Annotated in this window: 15 protein-coding genes and 1 pseudogene; 7 read left to right on the forward strand and 9 right to left on the reverse strand. The window is 56.4% G+C overall.

The annotated features are described in order from the left end of the window. Positions 1 to 21: 21 nt before the first annotated feature. A complete protein-coding gene (locus JFU37_RS24565) occupies positions 22 to 654 on the reverse strand; it encodes a response regulator (protein WP_201119645.1) in 633 nt (210 codons plus the stop codon). Positions 655 to 686: 32 nt separating this feature from the next. After that, positions 687 to 2,054 (reverse strand): cache domain-containing protein, encoded by a 1,368-nt coding sequence (locus JFU37_RS24570; RefSeq protein ID WP_201119646.1) that lies wholly within the window; start codon positions 2,052 to 2,054, stop codon positions 687 to 689. Between the two features lie 409 nt (positions 2,055 to 2,463). Between JFU37_RS24570 and JFU37_RS24575 the strand changes: the two genes are divergently transcribed. The 3 genes from JFU37_RS24575 (at position 2,464) to JFU37_RS24585 (ending at position 6,010) form a co-directional block, all read left to right on the forward strand. After that, positions 2,464 to 4,521: a carbon starvation CstA family protein gene (locus JFU37_RS24575; RefSeq protein ID WP_201119647.1), complete on the forward strand. Its 2,058-nt coding sequence runs from the start codon at positions 2,464 to 2,466 to the stop codon at positions 4,519 to 4,521. Between the two features lie 15 nt (positions 4,522 to 4,536). Then, the gene (locus JFU37_RS24580; RefSeq protein ID WP_201119648.1) at positions 4,537 to 4,734 is read left to right on the forward strand and encodes a YbdD/YjiX family protein; all 198 of its coding nucleotides are present in this window, start codon (positions 4,537 to 4,539) and stop codon (positions 4,732 to 4,734) included. A 238-nt stretch (positions 4,735 to 4,972) separates the two neighbouring features. After that, the gene (locus JFU37_RS24585) at positions 4,973 to 6,010 is read left to right on the forward strand and encodes a GGDEF domain-containing protein (protein ID WP_201119649.1); all 1,038 of its coding nucleotides are present in this window, start codon (positions 4,973 to 4,975) and stop codon (positions 6,008 to 6,010) included. A 119-nt stretch (positions 6,011 to 6,129) separates the two neighbouring features. On the opposite strand, the gene dsdC is transcribed toward JFU37_RS24585, so the two are convergent. From dsdC to JFU37_RS24600, 3 genes are all read right to left on the reverse strand, one after another. Beyond that, positions 6,130 to 7,101, reverse strand: coding sequence for a DNA-binding transcriptional regulator DsdC (gene dsdC, locus JFU37_RS24590; protein WP_201119650.1), 972 nt, complete (start codon positions 7,099 to 7,101; stop codon positions 6,130 to 6,132). 160 nt (positions 7,102 to 7,261) lie between these two features. Then, complete coding sequence (gene dsdA, locus JFU37_RS24595) at positions 7,262 to 8,614, reverse strand: D-serine ammonia-lyase (RefSeq protein ID WP_201119651.1); 1,353 nt, start codon at positions 8,612 to 8,614, stop codon at positions 7,262 to 7,264. A gap of 44 nt (positions 8,615 to 8,658) precedes the next feature. Further along, on the reverse strand, positions 8,659 to 9,999 hold the full coding sequence (locus JFU37_RS24600) for a GntT/GntP/DsdX family permease (protein WP_201119652.1): 1,341 nt from the start codon (positions 9,997 to 9,999) through the stop codon (positions 8,659 to 8,661). 141 nt (positions 10,000 to 10,140) lie between these two features. Between JFU37_RS24600 and JFU37_RS24605 the strand changes: the two genes are divergently transcribed. Next, positions 10,141 to 10,431 (forward strand): oxidoreductase, encoded by a 291-nt coding sequence (locus tag JFU37_RS24605; protein WP_201119653.1) that lies wholly within the window; start codon positions 10,141 to 10,143, stop codon positions 10,429 to 10,431. Here the strand turns inward: JFU37_RS24605 and JFU37_RS24610 are convergent. Further along, entirely contained in the window at positions 10,402 to 10,626 is a 225-nt protein-coding gene (locus tag JFU37_RS24610; RefSeq protein WP_201119654.1) for a winged helix-turn-helix transcriptional regulator, read from the reverse strand. The two genes, JFU37_RS24605 and JFU37_RS24610, sit on opposite strands and share 30 nt — an antisense overlap. 78 nt (positions 10,627 to 10,704) lie before the next feature. Between JFU37_RS24610 and JFU37_RS24615 the strand changes: the two genes are divergently transcribed. After that, positions 10,705 to 11,031: a nuclear transport factor 2 family protein gene (locus tag JFU37_RS24615; RefSeq protein WP_201119655.1), complete on the forward strand. Its 327-nt coding sequence runs from the start codon at positions 10,705 to 10,707 to the stop codon at positions 11,029 to 11,031. 118 nt (positions 11,032 to 11,149) lie between these two features. Here the strand turns inward: JFU37_RS24615 and JFU37_RS24620 are convergent, their stop codons facing one another. From JFU37_RS24620 to JFU37_RS24630, 3 genes are all read right to left on the reverse strand, one after another. Continuing rightward, positions 11,150 to 12,082 carry a transporter gene (locus JFU37_RS24620; RefSeq protein WP_201119656.1) on the reverse strand — a complete coding sequence of 311 codons (933 nt, stop codon included), beginning with the start codon at positions 12,080 to 12,082 and terminating at the stop codon, positions 11,150 to 11,152. A 92-nt stretch (positions 12,083 to 12,174) separates the two neighbouring features. Further along, positions 12,175 to 13,035, reverse strand: coding sequence for a serine aminopeptidase domain-containing protein (locus JFU37_RS24625; RefSeq protein ID WP_201119657.1), 861 nt, complete (start codon positions 13,033 to 13,035; stop codon positions 12,175 to 12,177). A 330-nt stretch (positions 13,036 to 13,365) separates the two neighbouring features. After that, positions 13,366 to 13,677: a hypothetical protein gene (locus JFU37_RS24630; protein ID WP_201119658.1), complete on the reverse strand. Its 312-nt coding sequence runs from the start codon at positions 13,675 to 13,677 to the stop codon at positions 13,366 to 13,368. Positions 13,678 to 13,990: 313 nt separating this feature from the next. Between JFU37_RS24630 and JFU37_RS30820 the strand changes: the two are divergent. After that, positions 13,991 to 14,089, forward strand: a pseudogene (locus tag JFU37_RS30820) (lysis protein); the annotation flags it as partial. A gap of 164 nt (positions 14,090 to 14,253) precedes the next feature. Beyond that, positions 14,254 to 15,684, forward strand: a complete 1,431-nt coding sequence (locus tag JFU37_RS24635) for a hypothetical protein (protein ID WP_201119659.1) — start codon at positions 14,254 to 14,256, stop codon at positions 15,682 to 15,684. Positions 15,685 to 15,730: the final 46 nt, after the last annotated feature.

Genomic DNA, 15,730 nt, shown 5'->3' on the forward strand with positions numbered 1-15,730 from the left:
TGTTTGTGGGTCGCTCTGTTTCTATCGCGAAATGATCCCGTGATCGATCGCGTACTTGACCAGAGCGGCGGGTTTGTCGATGTTGAGTTTGCGGCGGATGCTCAGTCGATGGGTTTCTACCGTGCGCACGCTGATGTCCAGTTCGCGGGCCATTTCCTTGTTGTTCAACCCTTGCGCCATTTTGTACAACACCTGGCTTTCTCGAGGTGTCAGCTCGTTGTCGGCGCTTTTATCGGCAATGAGCCGCTGGGCGATTTCGGCGCTGTAGAAGGTTCCGCCGCTGGCAATGGCTTCGATCGCGGCAATGATTTCCCGCGATGGAGAGTTCTTCAATACATAGCCGCTGGCGCCCGCGCGAACGGACTCACTCACGTATTCGTTGTTGTCGTACATGCTCAGCACCAGCACCTTGAGCGACGGGTACTGGCTGCGCAACACGCGGGTCAGCTCGAGCCCGTTCATGTCCCGCAGGCTAATGTCGACCAGCAACAGATCGGGTTGGCAACGCCCGACCATCTCAATCGCATCGGCGCCATTTTCGGCTTCGCCCACCACTTCCAGAGGGGCCATGACCGCGAGCAGGGCTTTGATCCCGTCACGAACCAGGGCGTGATCGTCGACCAGGGCGACGCGGATCGGGTAGGGCAGGTTCATCGAAGGCATTCACTCTTGTTGTTGGGGGCGAATCAGCGTTTTATGCCGGGCATTTTCATCGGCAGCCAAACGTCCAGCTCACTTCTTCCCGGCGTCGAGATCAGGTCGAATCGTCCGCCAAAATGCTCGACGCGTTCACGAATATTACGCAGGCCAATGCCCGCGTGACGACGTTCGACCTGGGCGACATTAAAACCGATGCCGTCATCGACCACCGTCAGCCGTACCGATTCTTCACAGCCGTGCAAGGTAATGGCGACATTTTTCGCCTGTGCGTGCCGTTCGATGTTGGTCAGTCCTTCCTGCACGATGCGAAACAGCGAGACCGCCGCGCCATCGACCAGAAGACAGTCGAATTCATTGTCGTTGTAGGTCACGGTGAGCCCGCTGCGCTGCTCGAATTCTGCGGCGAGTTGACCGATGGCCGCCGGCAGGCCGAGGGTGTCGAGCAGTGATGATCGCAAGTCATGAGACAGGCTGCGAACCTCTCCAATCGCGTCCCCCAGACGCTCCGTGGCCTCTTTTAAAATGCCCAGGCCCTTGTCTTGTCCTTGTGCATTCTCCAGCACATGACTGGCGAGTTCGAACTGAAATTTGATCGAAACCAACACTTGGCTGATGCCGTCGTGCAACTCACGAGACACTCGCGACCGTTCTTCTTCCTGCAAGCTGACGATACGCTGGGTCAGGCGCTGCAGTTTTTTGTCGGCCAGGCGGTGTTCGCTGACGTTAAGCGTCATGCCGCTGGCGAAGACAAACAGCACGGCGACGAGGGCTACCACGGCAATCGCCATCATGGTTGTGTGGATGCCCTGAGCCACCTCGGCACGCGCCTGCTGCGTGGCACGCTCAACGTCCTCAAGGTAAATGCCGGTGCCGAGCATCCAGCCCCAACGATCCAGCATCACCACGTAGGCGAGCTTGTCGGTGACCTGGCCGGAGGAGGGTTTGTTCCAGGCGTAGCGTTGAAAGCCTTCGCCGGATTCGGCAGTTTTCAATAAGGCCTGGATCACCGGCAGGCCGTGCGGGTCCTTCATGTCCCACAGGTATTGGCCTACCAGCTCCGATTGCCGCGCGTGCATCAGGCTGCGGCCTTCGCGGTCGTAGACGAAGAAGTAGCCATTGATGCCGAAGCTGAGTTTGCGCAGCTCTTCCAGCACTTGTTGCTGGGCGTGTGCGTCACCGTGGCCGTCGTCGTACAGCGGCGCGATCAGGCTTTGCGCCATTTCCACGTAGTTTTTAAGTTCGGCGCGCTTGCTGGCCAGAATGCTGTCTTCGATCAGTTGCGCCTGTTGATCACCGAGTTGACGGTTCAGGGAGATCACCAGCGCACAAATGACCGCAATTGCCAGCACCAGCGGCAGAATTCCGAGCGCGACGATTTTGTGTTTGAGTTGCATCTGTGCTCCTGACCGGACCGAGGGAAGGCGAAGGCCCTAATGCCAGTTACTGTAGGAGCGAGCTTGCTCGCGATGGACTCAAGCGCGGCGCGTTTATTCAGAAAACACGCGTTATCGTTAACGTCCATCGCGAGCAAGCTCGCTCCTGCAAGTTCCTGGTATTAGGCGAAGGCCCGGCATCATAGGCCAAAGATACGCGCGTCCAGTAGTGGTGCCTGACGCAATGACCGGCGGAGTGAAATCCAAACCCTGTGGGAGCGTCATCTACGTAGAACTACGTAGGCGTCGCGTACGTAGTAACGCGGATTTATTTGTAGACGCCATGCGGGGATATTGGGCCAGTTCCGCACAGCGGACACAATTATAAAAATTACCGCCGCAGCCACTGGCTGTCGGCAGGAGACACGCTATGCCCCGTCTGGCTAAACACCTCGCCTGGTTTGCCGTGGCTGTCCTCGGAGCGTTTGCGCTAAGTGTCGTGGCCCTGCGCCGCGGCGAAGCGATCAACGCCCTCTGGATCGTAGTCGCAGCAGTCGCTATCTATCTGGTTGCCTACCGCTACTACAGCCTGTTCATCGCCACCAAGGTGATGCAACTGGACCCCAATCGTGCCACGCCCGCGGTCATCAATAACGATGGCCTGGACTATGTGCCGACCAACAAACATGTGCTCTTCGGTCACCACTTCGCGGCCATCGCCGGCGCGGGGCCATTGGTGGGTCCGGTATTGGCGGCGCAGATGGGTTACTTGCCCGGCACGCTGTGGCTGATTGCCGGTGTTGTTCTGGCCGGTGCGGTTCAGGACTTCATGGTCCTGTTCATGTCCACCCGCCGCAACGGCCGTTCCCTGGGCGACATGGTCCGTGAAGAAATGGGCCGCATCCCCGGCACCATTGCGCTGTTCGGCTGCTTCCTGATCATGATCATCATCCTCGCGGTGCTGGCGCTGATCGTGGTCAAGGCGTTGGCCGAAAGCCCATGGGGCATTTTCACGGTGATGGCGACCATCCCGATTGCGATGTTCATGGGCATTTACATGCGCTACATCCGCCCGGGCCGCATCGGTGAAATCTCCGTGGTCGGCGTGCTGTTGCTGCTGGGTTCGATCTGGCTGGGTGGGCAGATTGCCGCTGATCCGGTCTGGGCCAAAGCCTTTACCTTCACCGGGATTCAGATTACCTGGATGTTGATCGGCTACGGTTTCGTGGCGGCCGTGCTGCCGGTGTGGCTGATTCTGGCACCGCGCGACTACCTGTCAACCTTCCTCAAAATCGGCACCATCGTGGCGTTGGCCATCGGCATCCTGATCACCATGCCCGACCTGAAAATGCCGGCATTGACCCAGTTCATCGACGGCACCGGGCCGGTGTGGAAGGGCGGGTTGTTTCCGTTCCTGTTTATTACCATTGCCTGCGGCGCGGTATCGGGTTTCCACGCGCTGATCGCCTCCGGCACCACGCCGAAGCTGCTGGCAAGCGAAGGGCATGCCCGTTACATCGGTTACGGCGGCATGCTGATGGAGTCCTTCGTGGCCATCATGGCGATGGTTGCGGCTTCGGTGATTGAGCCAGGCGTTTACTTCGCCATGAACAGCCCGGCGGCGATCGTCGGCGCGGATGTCGTTTCGGTGGCTCAGACTGTCAGCAGTTGGGGTTTTGCAATTACCCCTGATGCGTTGCAAGCGGTGGCCAAGGACATCGGTGAAACCACGATCCTGGCCCGTGCTGGCGGCGCGCCGACCCTGGCGGTGGGTATCGCACAGATCCTGCACCACGTTCTGCCGGGTGAAAACACCATGGCCTTCTGGTACCACTTCGCGATCCTGTTCGAAGCGTTGTTCATCCTGACCGCCGTGGATGCCGGCACCCGTGCCGGGCGGTTCATGCTGCAGGACCTGCTCGGCTCTTTTGTGCCAGCGCTGCGCCGCACGGATTCCTGGACCGCCAACCTGATCGCAACCGCCGGTTGCGTGGCGATGTGGGGTTACCTGCTGTATCAAGGCGTGATCGACCCCTTGGGCGGGATCAACACCTTGTGGCCGCTGTTCGGGATTTCCAACCAGATGCTGGCCGGTATCGCGCTGATGCTGGCGACCGTCGTGCTGATCAAAATGAAACGCCAGCGCTACGTCTGGGTCACCATGCTGCCCGCCGTGTGGCTGCTGATCTGCACCGTCACGGCCGGCTTCATCAAGCTGTTCGACGCCAACCCGGCGATTGGTTTCCTGTCGCTGGCGAAGAAATACAGCGATGCGCTGGCCAACGGTCAGATCCTCGCCCCGGCCAAGGACATCACGCAGATGCAACACGTGATCTACAACGCCTACACCAACGCCACGCTGACGGCGCTGTTCCTGTTCGTGGTCTTCAGCATTCTGTTCTTTGCGCTCAAGGTCGGCATCGCTGCCTGGGGTACCAAGGAACGTACGGATAAAGAAGCGCCATTCCACGCCGTGCCAGACGCGTAATCGAGGATTGCAAGCATGTTCAATGACCTGAGTCGCCTCGGTAAATACCTCGGTCAGGCCGCGCGCCTGATGGTCGGCATGCCCGACTACGACAATTACGTCGAGCATATGCAAACCAAACACCCGGACAAACCGGTGATGAGCTACGAAATGTTCTTTCGCGAACGCCAGGAAGCTCGTTACGGGAGTAAGGCAGGGCCTAAGTGCTGTTGATCTTGTAGGAGCGAGCTTGCTCGCGATAAACACAAGGACAACGCGTGCTTTCAGAAAGCACGCGTTATTGTTGACGTCCATCGCGAGCAAGCTCGCTCCTACAGTCGACTTCGTTGCAGCGCTGGGAGGCGGTTAAGGTTTGGGATGAACAATCGCAAGTAAATGGCTGTTTGTATTGGGTAAGACTATGCTCTACTTATGTTCGTTTACCCCCTGATCAAATAACCATAGTGATCGCATGAACCCATCAGTGAAGCGTGCAACGGCCTTAGCGTTATATCCCGAGGATTCCCGTGAAGCGGCTGCGTTACTCAAGCAGGCTGTGCCGCTGATGGTTCGTCACAATATTCCGCCGAATCCGGTGCACTACGCCCTCTGGTACACCTACAGCAAAGGCGCGGACCCCGAACTTAATCGTCACCTTGATCGAGTGGTGAGGGACTTTGACAGTTTCCCGCCTGAGTCGGCCACCAAGCTGTTTCGCGAGTACATCATTCGCGACGAGCTGGAAGATGCCCGGGTAGGGCAACAGCAAGCGATCAATCTGGTCGACGGCATGGAGCGGGATGTCTCGCGTAGCGTAAATGGCAGTCTCAACTACCAGAACAGCCTGGGGCATTGCCTCGAAATGCTGGATGCTCCGGTTGAGAAGAGCCTTCCAAATATCCTCAATGAGCTGCAACAAAGCACGCAACTGATGCAGGATCAGCAAGCGCTGTTTCTGTTCCAGCTGCGTGCCGCTCAAAATGAGATTAAAACCCTGCGCGAAAAACTGGAGCAGACCAGCCTGGCAGCAACGCTGGACGGCCTGACCCAACTGCTGAACAGAAATACCTTCAACCGCGTGTTGGAGCAGGCAATAAGCAAAGCGCCGAAAAAAGTGGCGCTGGTCATGCTGGATATTGACCACTTCAAGCAATTCAATGACGAGTACGGCCACCCGTTGGGCGATCGTGTCCTCGAGCATGTCGGGCAGGTGCTGCGCAATTCACTGCCGCCTGAAGCCGTAGCGGCACGCTATGGGGGTGAGGAGTTCTGTGTGATCTTGCAAGAGTGCGCCGATCTCGACAGTGCACGTACATTTGCCGAACAGCTGCGCCTGAAAATTCAGTCTCTGCGGATCAAGGCGCGAGGAACCGACACGGTGCTCGACACGATATCGGCGTCCTTCGGCGTGGCCGTTTCCAAATCCGGTGACACACTGGAAAGTCTCCTGACCCGTGCCGATGATGCGCTCTACCTGGCCAAGCGCAATGGGCGCAATCGAGTGCAGTGACCTTTCAAAGCGGTTCTTGCCTGAAACGACAAAGCCCTGAATATCAGGGCTTTGTTGTATAAAAATGACGGACATCAATGGTCGAGTCGGTATCGGTGTGCCGCAGGTCATTGCGGCACTCATCCGAGCAGGTCTTCTTTCTCACCCAAGGGTGATGATTGACTGGCGCATTCGCGTAGCCAGTTCATAAAGGCCAGTAATCGTTTGGGGATAGTCGGGAGCGGCGGGTGAACCAAATAGTAATCGTAGTGACCTGATCGGCTGAATCCGGCGAGGGGCAGAACGAGTTCGCCGCAATCAACCCGCTTCTGCACCAGCTGTTGACGGCCTATCGCAATACCGGCGTGGTTCATGGCCGCCGTCACACTCAAATCCGAGCGATCGAAGGTCAAGGTTCGTTTGGGAAGTGACGCGAGCAGGTTGTGCTGCTCTGCCCAGAGCGTCCACTCGGCATCATAGGCCGCATGATCCCAGGCCAGGGAGTCGTGCAACGTGGTGCAGTGTCTTAAGTTCTCCGGGTTTTCCTGCAGACGATGGCGTCGCGCATAGTCAGGACTGCACACGGGGGCCAGTTGCTCTCGCATCAAGCGATGGCTGGTCAGCCCGGGAAATTCGCCATTGGCGTAGTACAAGGCCAAATCAATTTTGCGGGTTCTAAAGTCGACGTTGTCATTACCCACCCGCAGATCCAGTGAGACCAATGGGTAACGATCAACAAAGTCCGCCAGCCGGGGAACCAGCCAGCATTGGGCTATTGAGGGCCTGACGTAAAGCGCGATGGAACCGGCAATTTCCGCCTGTGACGATTGCTCAAGGGCCTCGGACAGTTCTCCCATCGCATACTGGAGTATTTCGAAGATGCGTTCGCCATCGTCCGTCAGGCTGACCTGGCGGGTCAGGCGCTGGAACAACTTCATGGCCAACGCGGTTTCCAGCCGGCTGATGCGGTGGCTGACGGCGCTGGCGGTTAAACACAATTCCTCCGCCGCACGAGCGAAGCTCAGGTGACGAGCCGCCACCAAAAAGGTGTGAAGGTTGGCGAACTGGCTGCTGTTGAGCCGGGAACTGATACGAGGAGGAAGGTTAAGCACGACAGTTTTTCCTCAAGCCCAAAAGCCACCCTGCGTTGACGCAGGGTTAGCAATCAAACGTACCGGATGTGGCAAGGCGTTCATCTTGCCACATCCCGTTTTGCGCTGACATCGGCGAGTCTGCGCTGGTCTCAAGCTGCTCGGGTGCCGGTTGGCTTGATCAACCCTTGGCCAGCAATTCACGACCCTTGGCCAGATAAGCGTCCATCTCGTCGCCAGGCACCATGTTGCCGCCTGTAGCCCAAACTAAATGGGTGGCTTGCGCCATGGCTTGGTTGTCCAGGCCCGTGCGAGCCAGGTAGCCTTGCTGGTCGGCATGGACCCTGGCAATGCCAGGCACACCGGCGAGCGCGGAGGGTTCAAGGCGCACACCTTCGCTACGCTCCATCAGTGCCAGCAAGCTGTACATTTCGTCGTCGCTGACGGTGTAGAAACCATCAAGCAAGCGCTGCATGGCCTTGCCGACAAAACCTGAAGCGCGCCCGACGGCCAGGCCATCAGCAGCTGTCACGTTGTCGATGCCGAAGTCTTGCACGCTCACTTCGTCGTGCAGCCCGGTATAGACCCCCAGCATCATGCAGGGCGAGTGAGTGGGCTCGGCGAAGATGCAGTGGACCGCGTCACCGAAGGCCAGCTTCAGGCCGAACGCTACGCCGCCAGGCGCGCCACCCACGCCGCAGGGCAGATAAACAAACAATGGATGTTGCGCGTCCACGGTGATATTGGCCGCCGCCAATTGCTTTTTCAGGCGTTCGGCGGCCACCGAGTAGCCCAGGAACAGGTTGACCGAGTTTTCATCGTCCACAAAATGGCAGGCTGGATCGGACTCCGCTTGTTTGCGACCTTGCGCAACGGCCACGCTGTAATCGGAGGCGTACTCAACCACCGTAACGCCGTGTGAGCGCAATTTGTCTTTTTTCCATTGTCGCGCATCCGCCGACATGTGCACGGTCACCTGGAAGCCCAATGCGGCCCCCATGATGCCGATGGACATACCGAGGTTACCGGTCGAGCCGACGGCTATTTTGTATTGGCCAAAAAACGCCCGCGCTTTTTCGCTGTCCAGCACTGCGTAGTCGTCGTCGAGGGTCAACAGATTTCCGGCCAACGCCAGGTCTTCGGCATGCTTGAGCACTTCATAGATACCGCCGCGCGCCTTGATGGAGCCCGAAATGGGTAGATGGCTGTCCCGCTTGAGCCACAGCGCACCTTGCAATACCTGACCGTAACGCTCGCTGAGCAATTGTTGCAGTTTTGGCACAGGCAGAATGTCCGACTCGATAATGCCGCCACTGCATTGCGTTTCCGGAAACGCACGTCTGAGGTAAGAAGCAAAACGTGTCAGTCGAGCGCTGGCGTCGGCTACGTCTGCGGCCGTCAACCCCACATCGCTCATCGATTCCGCGACCGGCGCCACGGCAGGATTAAACCAAGTGGTTTCTTGCAGCGCGACCAGATCGCGAGTCAAGGGGTAGCTGGCGTACCAGCTTTCAAGGGTTCTTCCCAAAATCATAACGTGGTCTCTTTAAACAATCAGGCTGAAAAATACGGGTGGATTCAAACAAAACACGACAGCAACAGGGTCAGTCCCAGCGCGACCAGCGAAGCCAATACGGTGGCCAAGGTGAACTTTTTCAGGGCTTCGGCGAGCGAGACACCCAAGTATTCCTTGACCACCCAGAAGGCGGAGTCCGTCACATGGGTCCAGCCAATGGCGCCGGCGCCGATGGCAATGCAGATGATTTCCTTACTCACGGTTGGATGAGCGCTCAGCATTGGCATCACCATGCCCGCGGCGCTGATCATTGCTACCGTCGCCGAGCCGACGGCGAAGTGCATCAACCCGGCCACCAACCACGCCAGGACGATGGGGTTCATATGCAACTGCGTCAACGTATCGGCCAGCACGTTACCCACGCCGCTGTCGACCAGGATGCCGTTGAATGCCCCACCCGCACCGATGATCAGCAGAATGCTGGCCAGTGGCGGAAAACTCTTCTGAGTGTGCGCGAGCAAGTCAGGCATGGATAAGCCGCGGCGCAAGCCCAGCGCCCAGTAAGCGAATACCACGGCAATGGACAGGGCGATCAGCGGCGTTCCCAGGAACGAAATAACACTGAATATCCCCGAGTCATGGGGTTGGCCGGCCGCGAGGCTTTTCCCTACCATCAGCAGAAGTGGCAGCAGAATGGTCAGCAGCGTCAAGCCAAGGCTTGGCAAATCCCGGGTCATGCTGTCGTCGCAATGCTCGTCCAGAAAAGCTTCTTGAGTGGCAGGCGCTTCAGTCTTGCAGACCAGCTTGACCCACAGCGGCCCGGCAATAATGGCCGTCGGCAGCGCGACAATGAGGCCGTACACAATCACCTTGCCGACATCGGCGCCCAGCATCCCAGTGATCGCCATAGCGGCAGGGTGCGGGGGCAACATGCAATGAACGGCCATCAGCGACACGGCCAGGGGCACGCCCAGGTACAGAAGGTTGATCCTGGTCTCTTTCGCGACCACATAGATCAACGGAATCAGCAGAACGAATCCAACTTCGAAGAACACGGGGATGCCCGCAATAAACCCGACGAGCATCATGGCCCATGACGCACGCTCTTTACCCAGGGCGCTCAATAGCGTCTGGGCGATGCGCTCCGCGCCACCGGATTCTTCCAGCATTTTGCCGAGTATGCCGCCAAGGCCAATGATCGTTGCGAGGAACCCAAGTGTTCCACCGACACCTTTTTCATAAGAAGTGACCAGTTGCGCCAGTGGCATGCCTGAACCGATACCCACCACAAAACTCGCCGCGGTCAACGCCAGGAAGGCGTGGACGCGAACTTTGACGATTAGAAAAACGATCAGAAGGATGGCGCAAAACAACACCAGCAATAGAGTGGGACCGCTGTGCATGGTATCTCCTGGAAGAGCTTTTATTGTTGAAATTAGTGACCGTGATCACTCTGCTTTCCGGCATTAGAGGGCAGTGCACAGGGCCTGACAAAGGATGGATTATCAAGGCATAGATGACACAGGATCATCTATGAGGGGGGCATGGGACACATCGTTGCCGGCAAGTACGATCTGGAACGCGCCAATTGGGTGATTGGCAAAGGCTATGCCGACCTGGTCGCGTTTGGACGACCTTTCGTTGCCAACCCGGATCTACTAAGGCGTTTGGCGGAAGAGCTTCCACTGGCCGAGTTTGCCGGCGTCGCGTGGCATGGGGCTTCATTGAGTAGACCGTTCAAAATTACGATTCCATGGCCTTCAATTTCGACAGGGACTCGATCTCTACTTGCCCGTACCGTAATTTCAAAACACCTGAAGCTGCCATTGCCTTGAGTTCCAGGGCAAGCGTTTGCCCTGAGATATGCCGCTGACAACATGTTCAAGATCTGAGAAGCGCTGAATCTTGCCATCGAACAGGTGAAACAGGATTAGCAATTTCCATCTGCCACGAAGTAGTGCAAGTACGGCATTGACATCTGCCGCGGCGGAATCAGGCGTGTAGAGCTTGCTGTGACTCGTTGTTGTCACTTACTTTTTCGTGCGTTCTTGTCGAGTTCGGCTGTACCGCTGATCATGAGAGCCTGCTGATCAACCAGGAGAAACTCGATGAGTATCACTCAGCACCCAGCCATTGAAGCCTATTTCGCAAGCGAGGCTGATACAGGTATAGGCGCCCTCGATGTAGTATTCACACATGATGCGACCGTTTTAGATGAGGGAAAAACGATCGTTGGTATCGATGCGATCACTGCGTGGAGACAGGCCGCGAAAGCGAAGTACCAATACACTGCCGAACCTCTGGACAGTCAGGAAAGTGAATCGCGGGCGGTGATCAAGGTGCGACTCTCCGGCAACTTTCCGGGTAGCCCTGTGGTAGTGACTTACACCTTCAGTGTGCGCGATGGGAAGATAGATTCCCTGGAGATCCGTTAATGAGCACTGGTAATGGTCTGGAAGGCTGCCGCGCGCTCGTGGCCAGTGTCGAGTAGGTGACAGATGTCTCACGAACGCATGAATGGAATGGACTGGAAAGTAGCGTAAGCCCTAAGTTTCAAAGCCCTCCGCCGAAGCGATACTGCCAAGCAATGCCAATGACATCGTATTCGCTGCCCGTGCGGGTATGCCCGCCGTTACTCGCATTCAGCTTTAGCGAATGGTTGCGGCTCAACGGCAGCGTGAGGGTGCATCCGTAACGTGTGTTTTCCTGAAAGTCGTGGTTACCGACCCCATCGACTGAGCTACTCCCGCCAGCGAAATAGGTCGTATCCAGCGAAGCCCAAACACCGTTGCTAAAGGCATAGATAAGATGCCCCTGTACCTGGTAAATCGGGTTCTGGGACAGTGTGTGGTCGCCGAGGAACTCGTTATTGTCGGTGTAAAAGGTTCCCGCGCCGGATAATTCCAGAGTCACTGACCCCAGGCGCTTGGAAATCCCAAGTTCGGGCTTGAATGACCAGCGGTTGTTGCCGAGGTTTACCAGCCTACTAGCGTCGTACTGACCGAGTGGCGCTGTGATCGCCAGGCTGGTGCCGATAATCACATCCTGTTGATAGCTGGGGAATTCAGCCAGGGACATCGCCGGGGCGCCATATAAGTTGACCGAGAAGCGGAATCTTGGATCGATCAACCCAGTCACATTACGCTCCTTGGGTTCACCGGCGAACAGAGCAGAGCCCGTCAATTTTGCTTCAGGCACGACGATATCGAACTTCCCTGAGCGGCCCCAGACGTCCAGGGATCTGGCAAAGGCAAACACCACAGTCTTGATGTTGAGCTTGGCATCCTGGAGCGGGACTGAGGGGTTGGCCGTCACGTTGCCATGGAGATCGCTGTAGCCCAAGAGCAGGAAATTGATACCGACCGGCGTATTGGCGTAGGACCTGGGTTCGAGATCCTCTGCGACTGCACCGGGCGCGACTATGATGAGCGAAGCGGATGCGAACCGAACCAGCCTGACGACGCAGAGATTGCGTTTCATCCACATTCGCTCGCTTCCTGTCAGGCGCCCAGAGTTATATGTAGTGTTGTAGCCAGTGCCGGGCCAACGCTGCCAGCAGAGCCAGGCATTCGATATTGTCAGCTGTCTGTGCTTATGGTCGGCGCCACCTTGCGATGGGTAATCCACTCGTTAATGGCGGACATCACCGCCTTCTCGCGCCCGACAAAACCATGGGGGCTGAAGGCTTCGCAGGCATCACCTCGCGGATTCTTGCTGCCCTCGACCGTGATCAGTGGAATGTTTTTCTTGCGCTCGACAATACTGGAGTAGCGAGTGACATGGCACGGGTCGTCCTTGTTGTGCACGAACAGCTGAGGCACCTTCGCTTGTGCCCAGTCGAAGGAAGCCATAACGGCGCCGTGAGTATTTGACCCGGTTGGGTCGGTGAAGGTTGAGGTGTGAATAGCCCCATCGATCTGTCCACTGAGATTGCGTGCCAGGAATGAGCTTGAGACTGTGCCGTAACTGGTCCCCAGAATATAAACCTTCTGTGCACCAAACTCTTTTCGTACCGCCGCGATAACGTCGCTGACATCCGCTGCCTGTTCGGCGGAAGAGCGGTAGCGGTCATCGCAAGAAGACAACTTATCCATCGGGCAATCGACCATCACCGTGAAGTTACTGTCGTTGTTCAAAAAGCGCCGGGCCCGAATCACAAAATTCCCGCTCAGGTCATAGGTGATATTCCCGCCTACGTTCTTCAAATTGAGCACCCCGGGGTAACCGGGAAACAACAAGATCGCTGTAGTGGGCATCTCGCCCTTGCGCTTATCCACCAAAATATTCAGTACGCTGCCGCGCTTGAGGGGGACTGCATGGAACGTCTCGATCAGGCCTTCAGTGGCCTTGGCTTCATCTGCCCGAGCGGCTGGGTTCAAGAGCAATAGCAGGCAGCTGAGTAATAGGACGTATCGGCAGCGCATGATGAACTCCAGCATTGATCCAGGCAGGGGGAGCGCTTTTTTACTGCTCGCCTGTGGAGGGCAGTGGTTTGAACTTACAGGAGGTATAGCAGAGCGAGAGATTCATGATGAAGTCGTGGTGCAAGTCTTTGTGATGGGTTTCGTGTTGGCAGGCTTGGGGCTAGAAGGGCTCACCGAAAAGGGGGCGCTCACAGCAACCAAGGGCTGATCGCGCTGACGTCGTACCCGGCTTACGTGCTGGAAGTCCTGACGATGAAGTGTAAGTGACGTGCTGTTGTGCTTTGAATGCAACTGGCAAACCCTGCTTGCACAGGCTTTGCCAGCCTTCGGCACTGTATCCAAAAGTTAGGCTTTAGTGTTTATGATCTCGCCGGTTATCTGCCCATTGCCATTTACAACGCCAGAGGTTGGCGCTGCCGTGCTTGCGTGGTGCTGCTTTTGCATCAATCGCTGAGCCTGACGATCACCGTGCTGTGCCTCTTGAGTGGTTTGCGCGGCAGTCTCGGTCGCTTCTTTCAGTGCAACTTTAACGTTACTGGCAGCGGTGGCGGTGGTAGGTGCAGTTGCCTGATTTCCTTTCACCGAGGAATCGCGTTGGGCAGGACTTTGCCCGTTGATAGTCACTGAATTTGAAGCTGATACTGTTCCGATGGACATGGAAAACTCCTAACTGAGTGGATTGCGCAGGTGTTTTTTGTCATTGCGATTACGTCAAGTTACCCGTCAAGTCCCTGCCCCCGGGACTGTTTTGCTTGGCCCTCCTCGATATCAACCCATGGCAGCGCCCACAGTAGGCGTACAGTTGTGGGCCATCCGTTAGATGAAGGTGAAAGCTTTGTGGTTTTCCGCGACGAGGCTGCTGTTTTACCTGGAGATATTCTGAAGAAGGCTTCCCGTTTCTGGTGATGTGCGCCGCTCCCGTCGCGTGCATTTCCCGATTTAGTAGGAGGCGCGCGTCTGACTTGCCCTGGCGCATGCTCAACGAATTATCGGAATCACCGACGCCGGCGATCGCGGACTGATCGCGCTCAAGGCGTGCCAAGGCTATGTACGGGGCGTTTCGTGCTGAAGTTGAAGGGCTACAATCGACCCATTGCAGCCGGTCGATTCAACGCGACATATCAGGCCACTTTTAAGATGGAGCGGACGTTCGTTTTGTCGCATGCTCAGCGGCAGCCGTGTCCAGAAATCGTGGTAAATTGCTGAACAAAATTAACTACGAGTGCACTTTGGATGGGCTCAATATTTTTCTCTGATCTCGAGATAAAATTCAGTGGAATTTGGCGCCGCGCGCTTAATGAGTCTTCGCTGAGCGCTTTGACACCGGAACTCATTGAAAAATGGGCTAGCGACAAGAGGCTAATTAATCCGGTCGCGAAGCTTGCAGATGTCGGCGTCTTCCATCCGACGCCGTGTATTGTCCTAACCGTCGACGGTGGCAGAGCATGCTTCCCGACTATTCCAGTGTCCGGCGACGAGAACTGGCAAATAAGGCGAAAGCAACACGACGATCAAGCCGCTCTTTGGGACAAGGTCGAGTGGTTTATGCCGCTATGGCTACCGATGGGTGAAATATCTAAGCTACTTTCTTCTGTCAGGAATGTAGCGAGAGAGCGGGCGCTTGATCTTTTCGACTATCACACGTCAACGCTTTACACATTGGCTTTCCAAGCGGTTTGCATCGAACAGATCTTGCCTCTTGCTCGCAGCCTTAAAGAGATCGTGCCGTTGGCGCGGGAGGCTTACTTAGGTGCATATAGCGGTTATTGGGCTACCAGCGTCGGAACTTTGATACCGGCGATCGAAGGCAGTCTGACAAGAATTGTTTCTGATCTCGGGACTAAAGCTACTGCCCCGGATAAAATTGATCATGCAATAAACCGCGCGATCGAAACTGCTGCACAACTCCATTTTGACCGCATGTGGGTGCCGTCTGAATATAGGACTTGTGACTATTTATTCGGGCAGGATGAGCGTGTTTTCGCCTTTGAGACGTTTCGGAGATGGCTCAAGAATCATTTTTTCTGTAATACCAGCGAATACCGGGGTGTGACTTGGCTTAATCGGCACATGTTTGCGCACGGCACCGCAGCGTCATGGCAGAAACCGGCGAATTTTGCTCGGATGGTGGTCGCGCTTGCGACACTTGCAGCTATCGAATCCTGGTACGACGCCTCTCATAGCGTCTCGTTTTTGCTCCCTGACATGAATGACGATAGTACCTTGCTATGGCAACAGGCTCTGCTTCGGGGGGATGTTCAGATGAAACTGAAGCTCGCTGAACAGGATCATTTTCGAAAACATGGACGCCTTGTTCCAGCGTTGCCAGCAGACAATGGCGTTCTGCTCCGTAAGGGTCTACTTTCTCAGCAATGCATGACTGATTTGGTTCGGCCTTTACGCGATGCTGGCTGGAATTTGAAAGTCAACGAGCCTGACGATAAGGCGCTCTATATGACCGTCGATGCTACCCACGGCGAGCAACTTTTCAGTGTTGCGTTGCTATATAGTTGCGGAACTGAAAATGGTATTTACAAAATGCTCGCTAAAGAATGCGTGGCCATCCTCTATTGCGGGGCTCCTTATAAACAGGAGTCATTTGCCTACGGCATTTCGGTTCATGTCGGACCTGTTTTGGGATGGCAGCCGCCAAAGGCTGGTTGACCAAAGGGATAGTCACCGGGCGACCGCAGCGCTGCGCTGCCGTGCA

The organism is Pseudomonas sp. TH41, assembly GCF_016650695.1.
Classification (GTDB): domain Bacteria; phylum Pseudomonadota; class Gammaproteobacteria; order Pseudomonadales; family Pseudomonadaceae; genus Aquipseudomonas.

Bases quoted from the DNA above. Each gene is read 5' to 3' on its own strand.
- JFU37_RS24565 (WP_201119645.1), bottom strand. From the start codon at position 654: ATGAACCTGCCCTACCCGATCCGCGTCGCCCTGGTCGACGATCACGCC.
- JFU37_RS24570 (WP_201119646.1), bottom strand. From the start codon at position 2,054: ATGCAACTCAAACACAAAATCGTCGCGCTCGGAATTCTGCCGCTGGTG.
- JFU37_RS24575 (WP_201119647.1), top strand. From the start codon at position 2,464: ATGCCCCGTCTGGCTAAACACCTCGCCTGGTTTGCCGTGGCTGTCCTC.
- JFU37_RS24580 (WP_201119648.1), top strand. From the start codon at position 4,537: ATGTTCAATGACCTGAGTCGCCTCGGTAAATACCTCGGTCAGGCCGCG.
- JFU37_RS24585 (WP_201119649.1), top strand. From the start codon at position 4,973: ATGAACCCATCAGTGAAGCGTGCAACGGCCTTAGCGTTATATCCCGAG.
- dsdA (WP_201119651.1), bottom strand. From the start codon at position 8,614: ATGATTTTGGGAAGAACCCTTGAAAGCTGGTACGCCAGCTACCCCTTG.
- JFU37_RS24600 (WP_201119652.1), bottom strand. From the start codon at position 9,999: ATGCACAGCGGTCCCACTCTATTGCTGGTGTTGTTTTGCGCCATCCTT.
- JFU37_RS24605 (WP_201119653.1), top strand. From the start codon at position 10,141: ATGGGACACATCGTTGCCGGCAAGTACGATCTGGAACGCGCCAATTGG.
- JFU37_RS24615 (WP_201119655.1), top strand. From the start codon at position 10,705: ATGAGTATCACTCAGCACCCAGCCATTGAAGCCTATTTCGCAAGCGAG.
- JFU37_RS24620 (WP_201119656.1), bottom strand. From the start codon at position 12,082: ATGTGGATGAAACGCAATCTCTGCGTCGTCAGGCTGGTTCGGTTCGCA.
- JFU37_RS24625 (WP_201119657.1), bottom strand. From the start codon at position 13,035: ATGCTGGAGTTCATCATGCGCTGCCGATACGTCCTATTACTCAGCTGC.
- JFU37_RS24630 (WP_201119658.1), bottom strand. From the start codon at position 13,677: ATGTCCATCGGAACAGTATCAGCTTCAAATTCAGTGACTATCAACGGG.
- JFU37_RS24635 (WP_201119659.1), top strand. From the start codon at position 14,254: ATGGGCTCAATATTTTTCTCTGATCTCGAGATAAAATTCAGTGGAATT.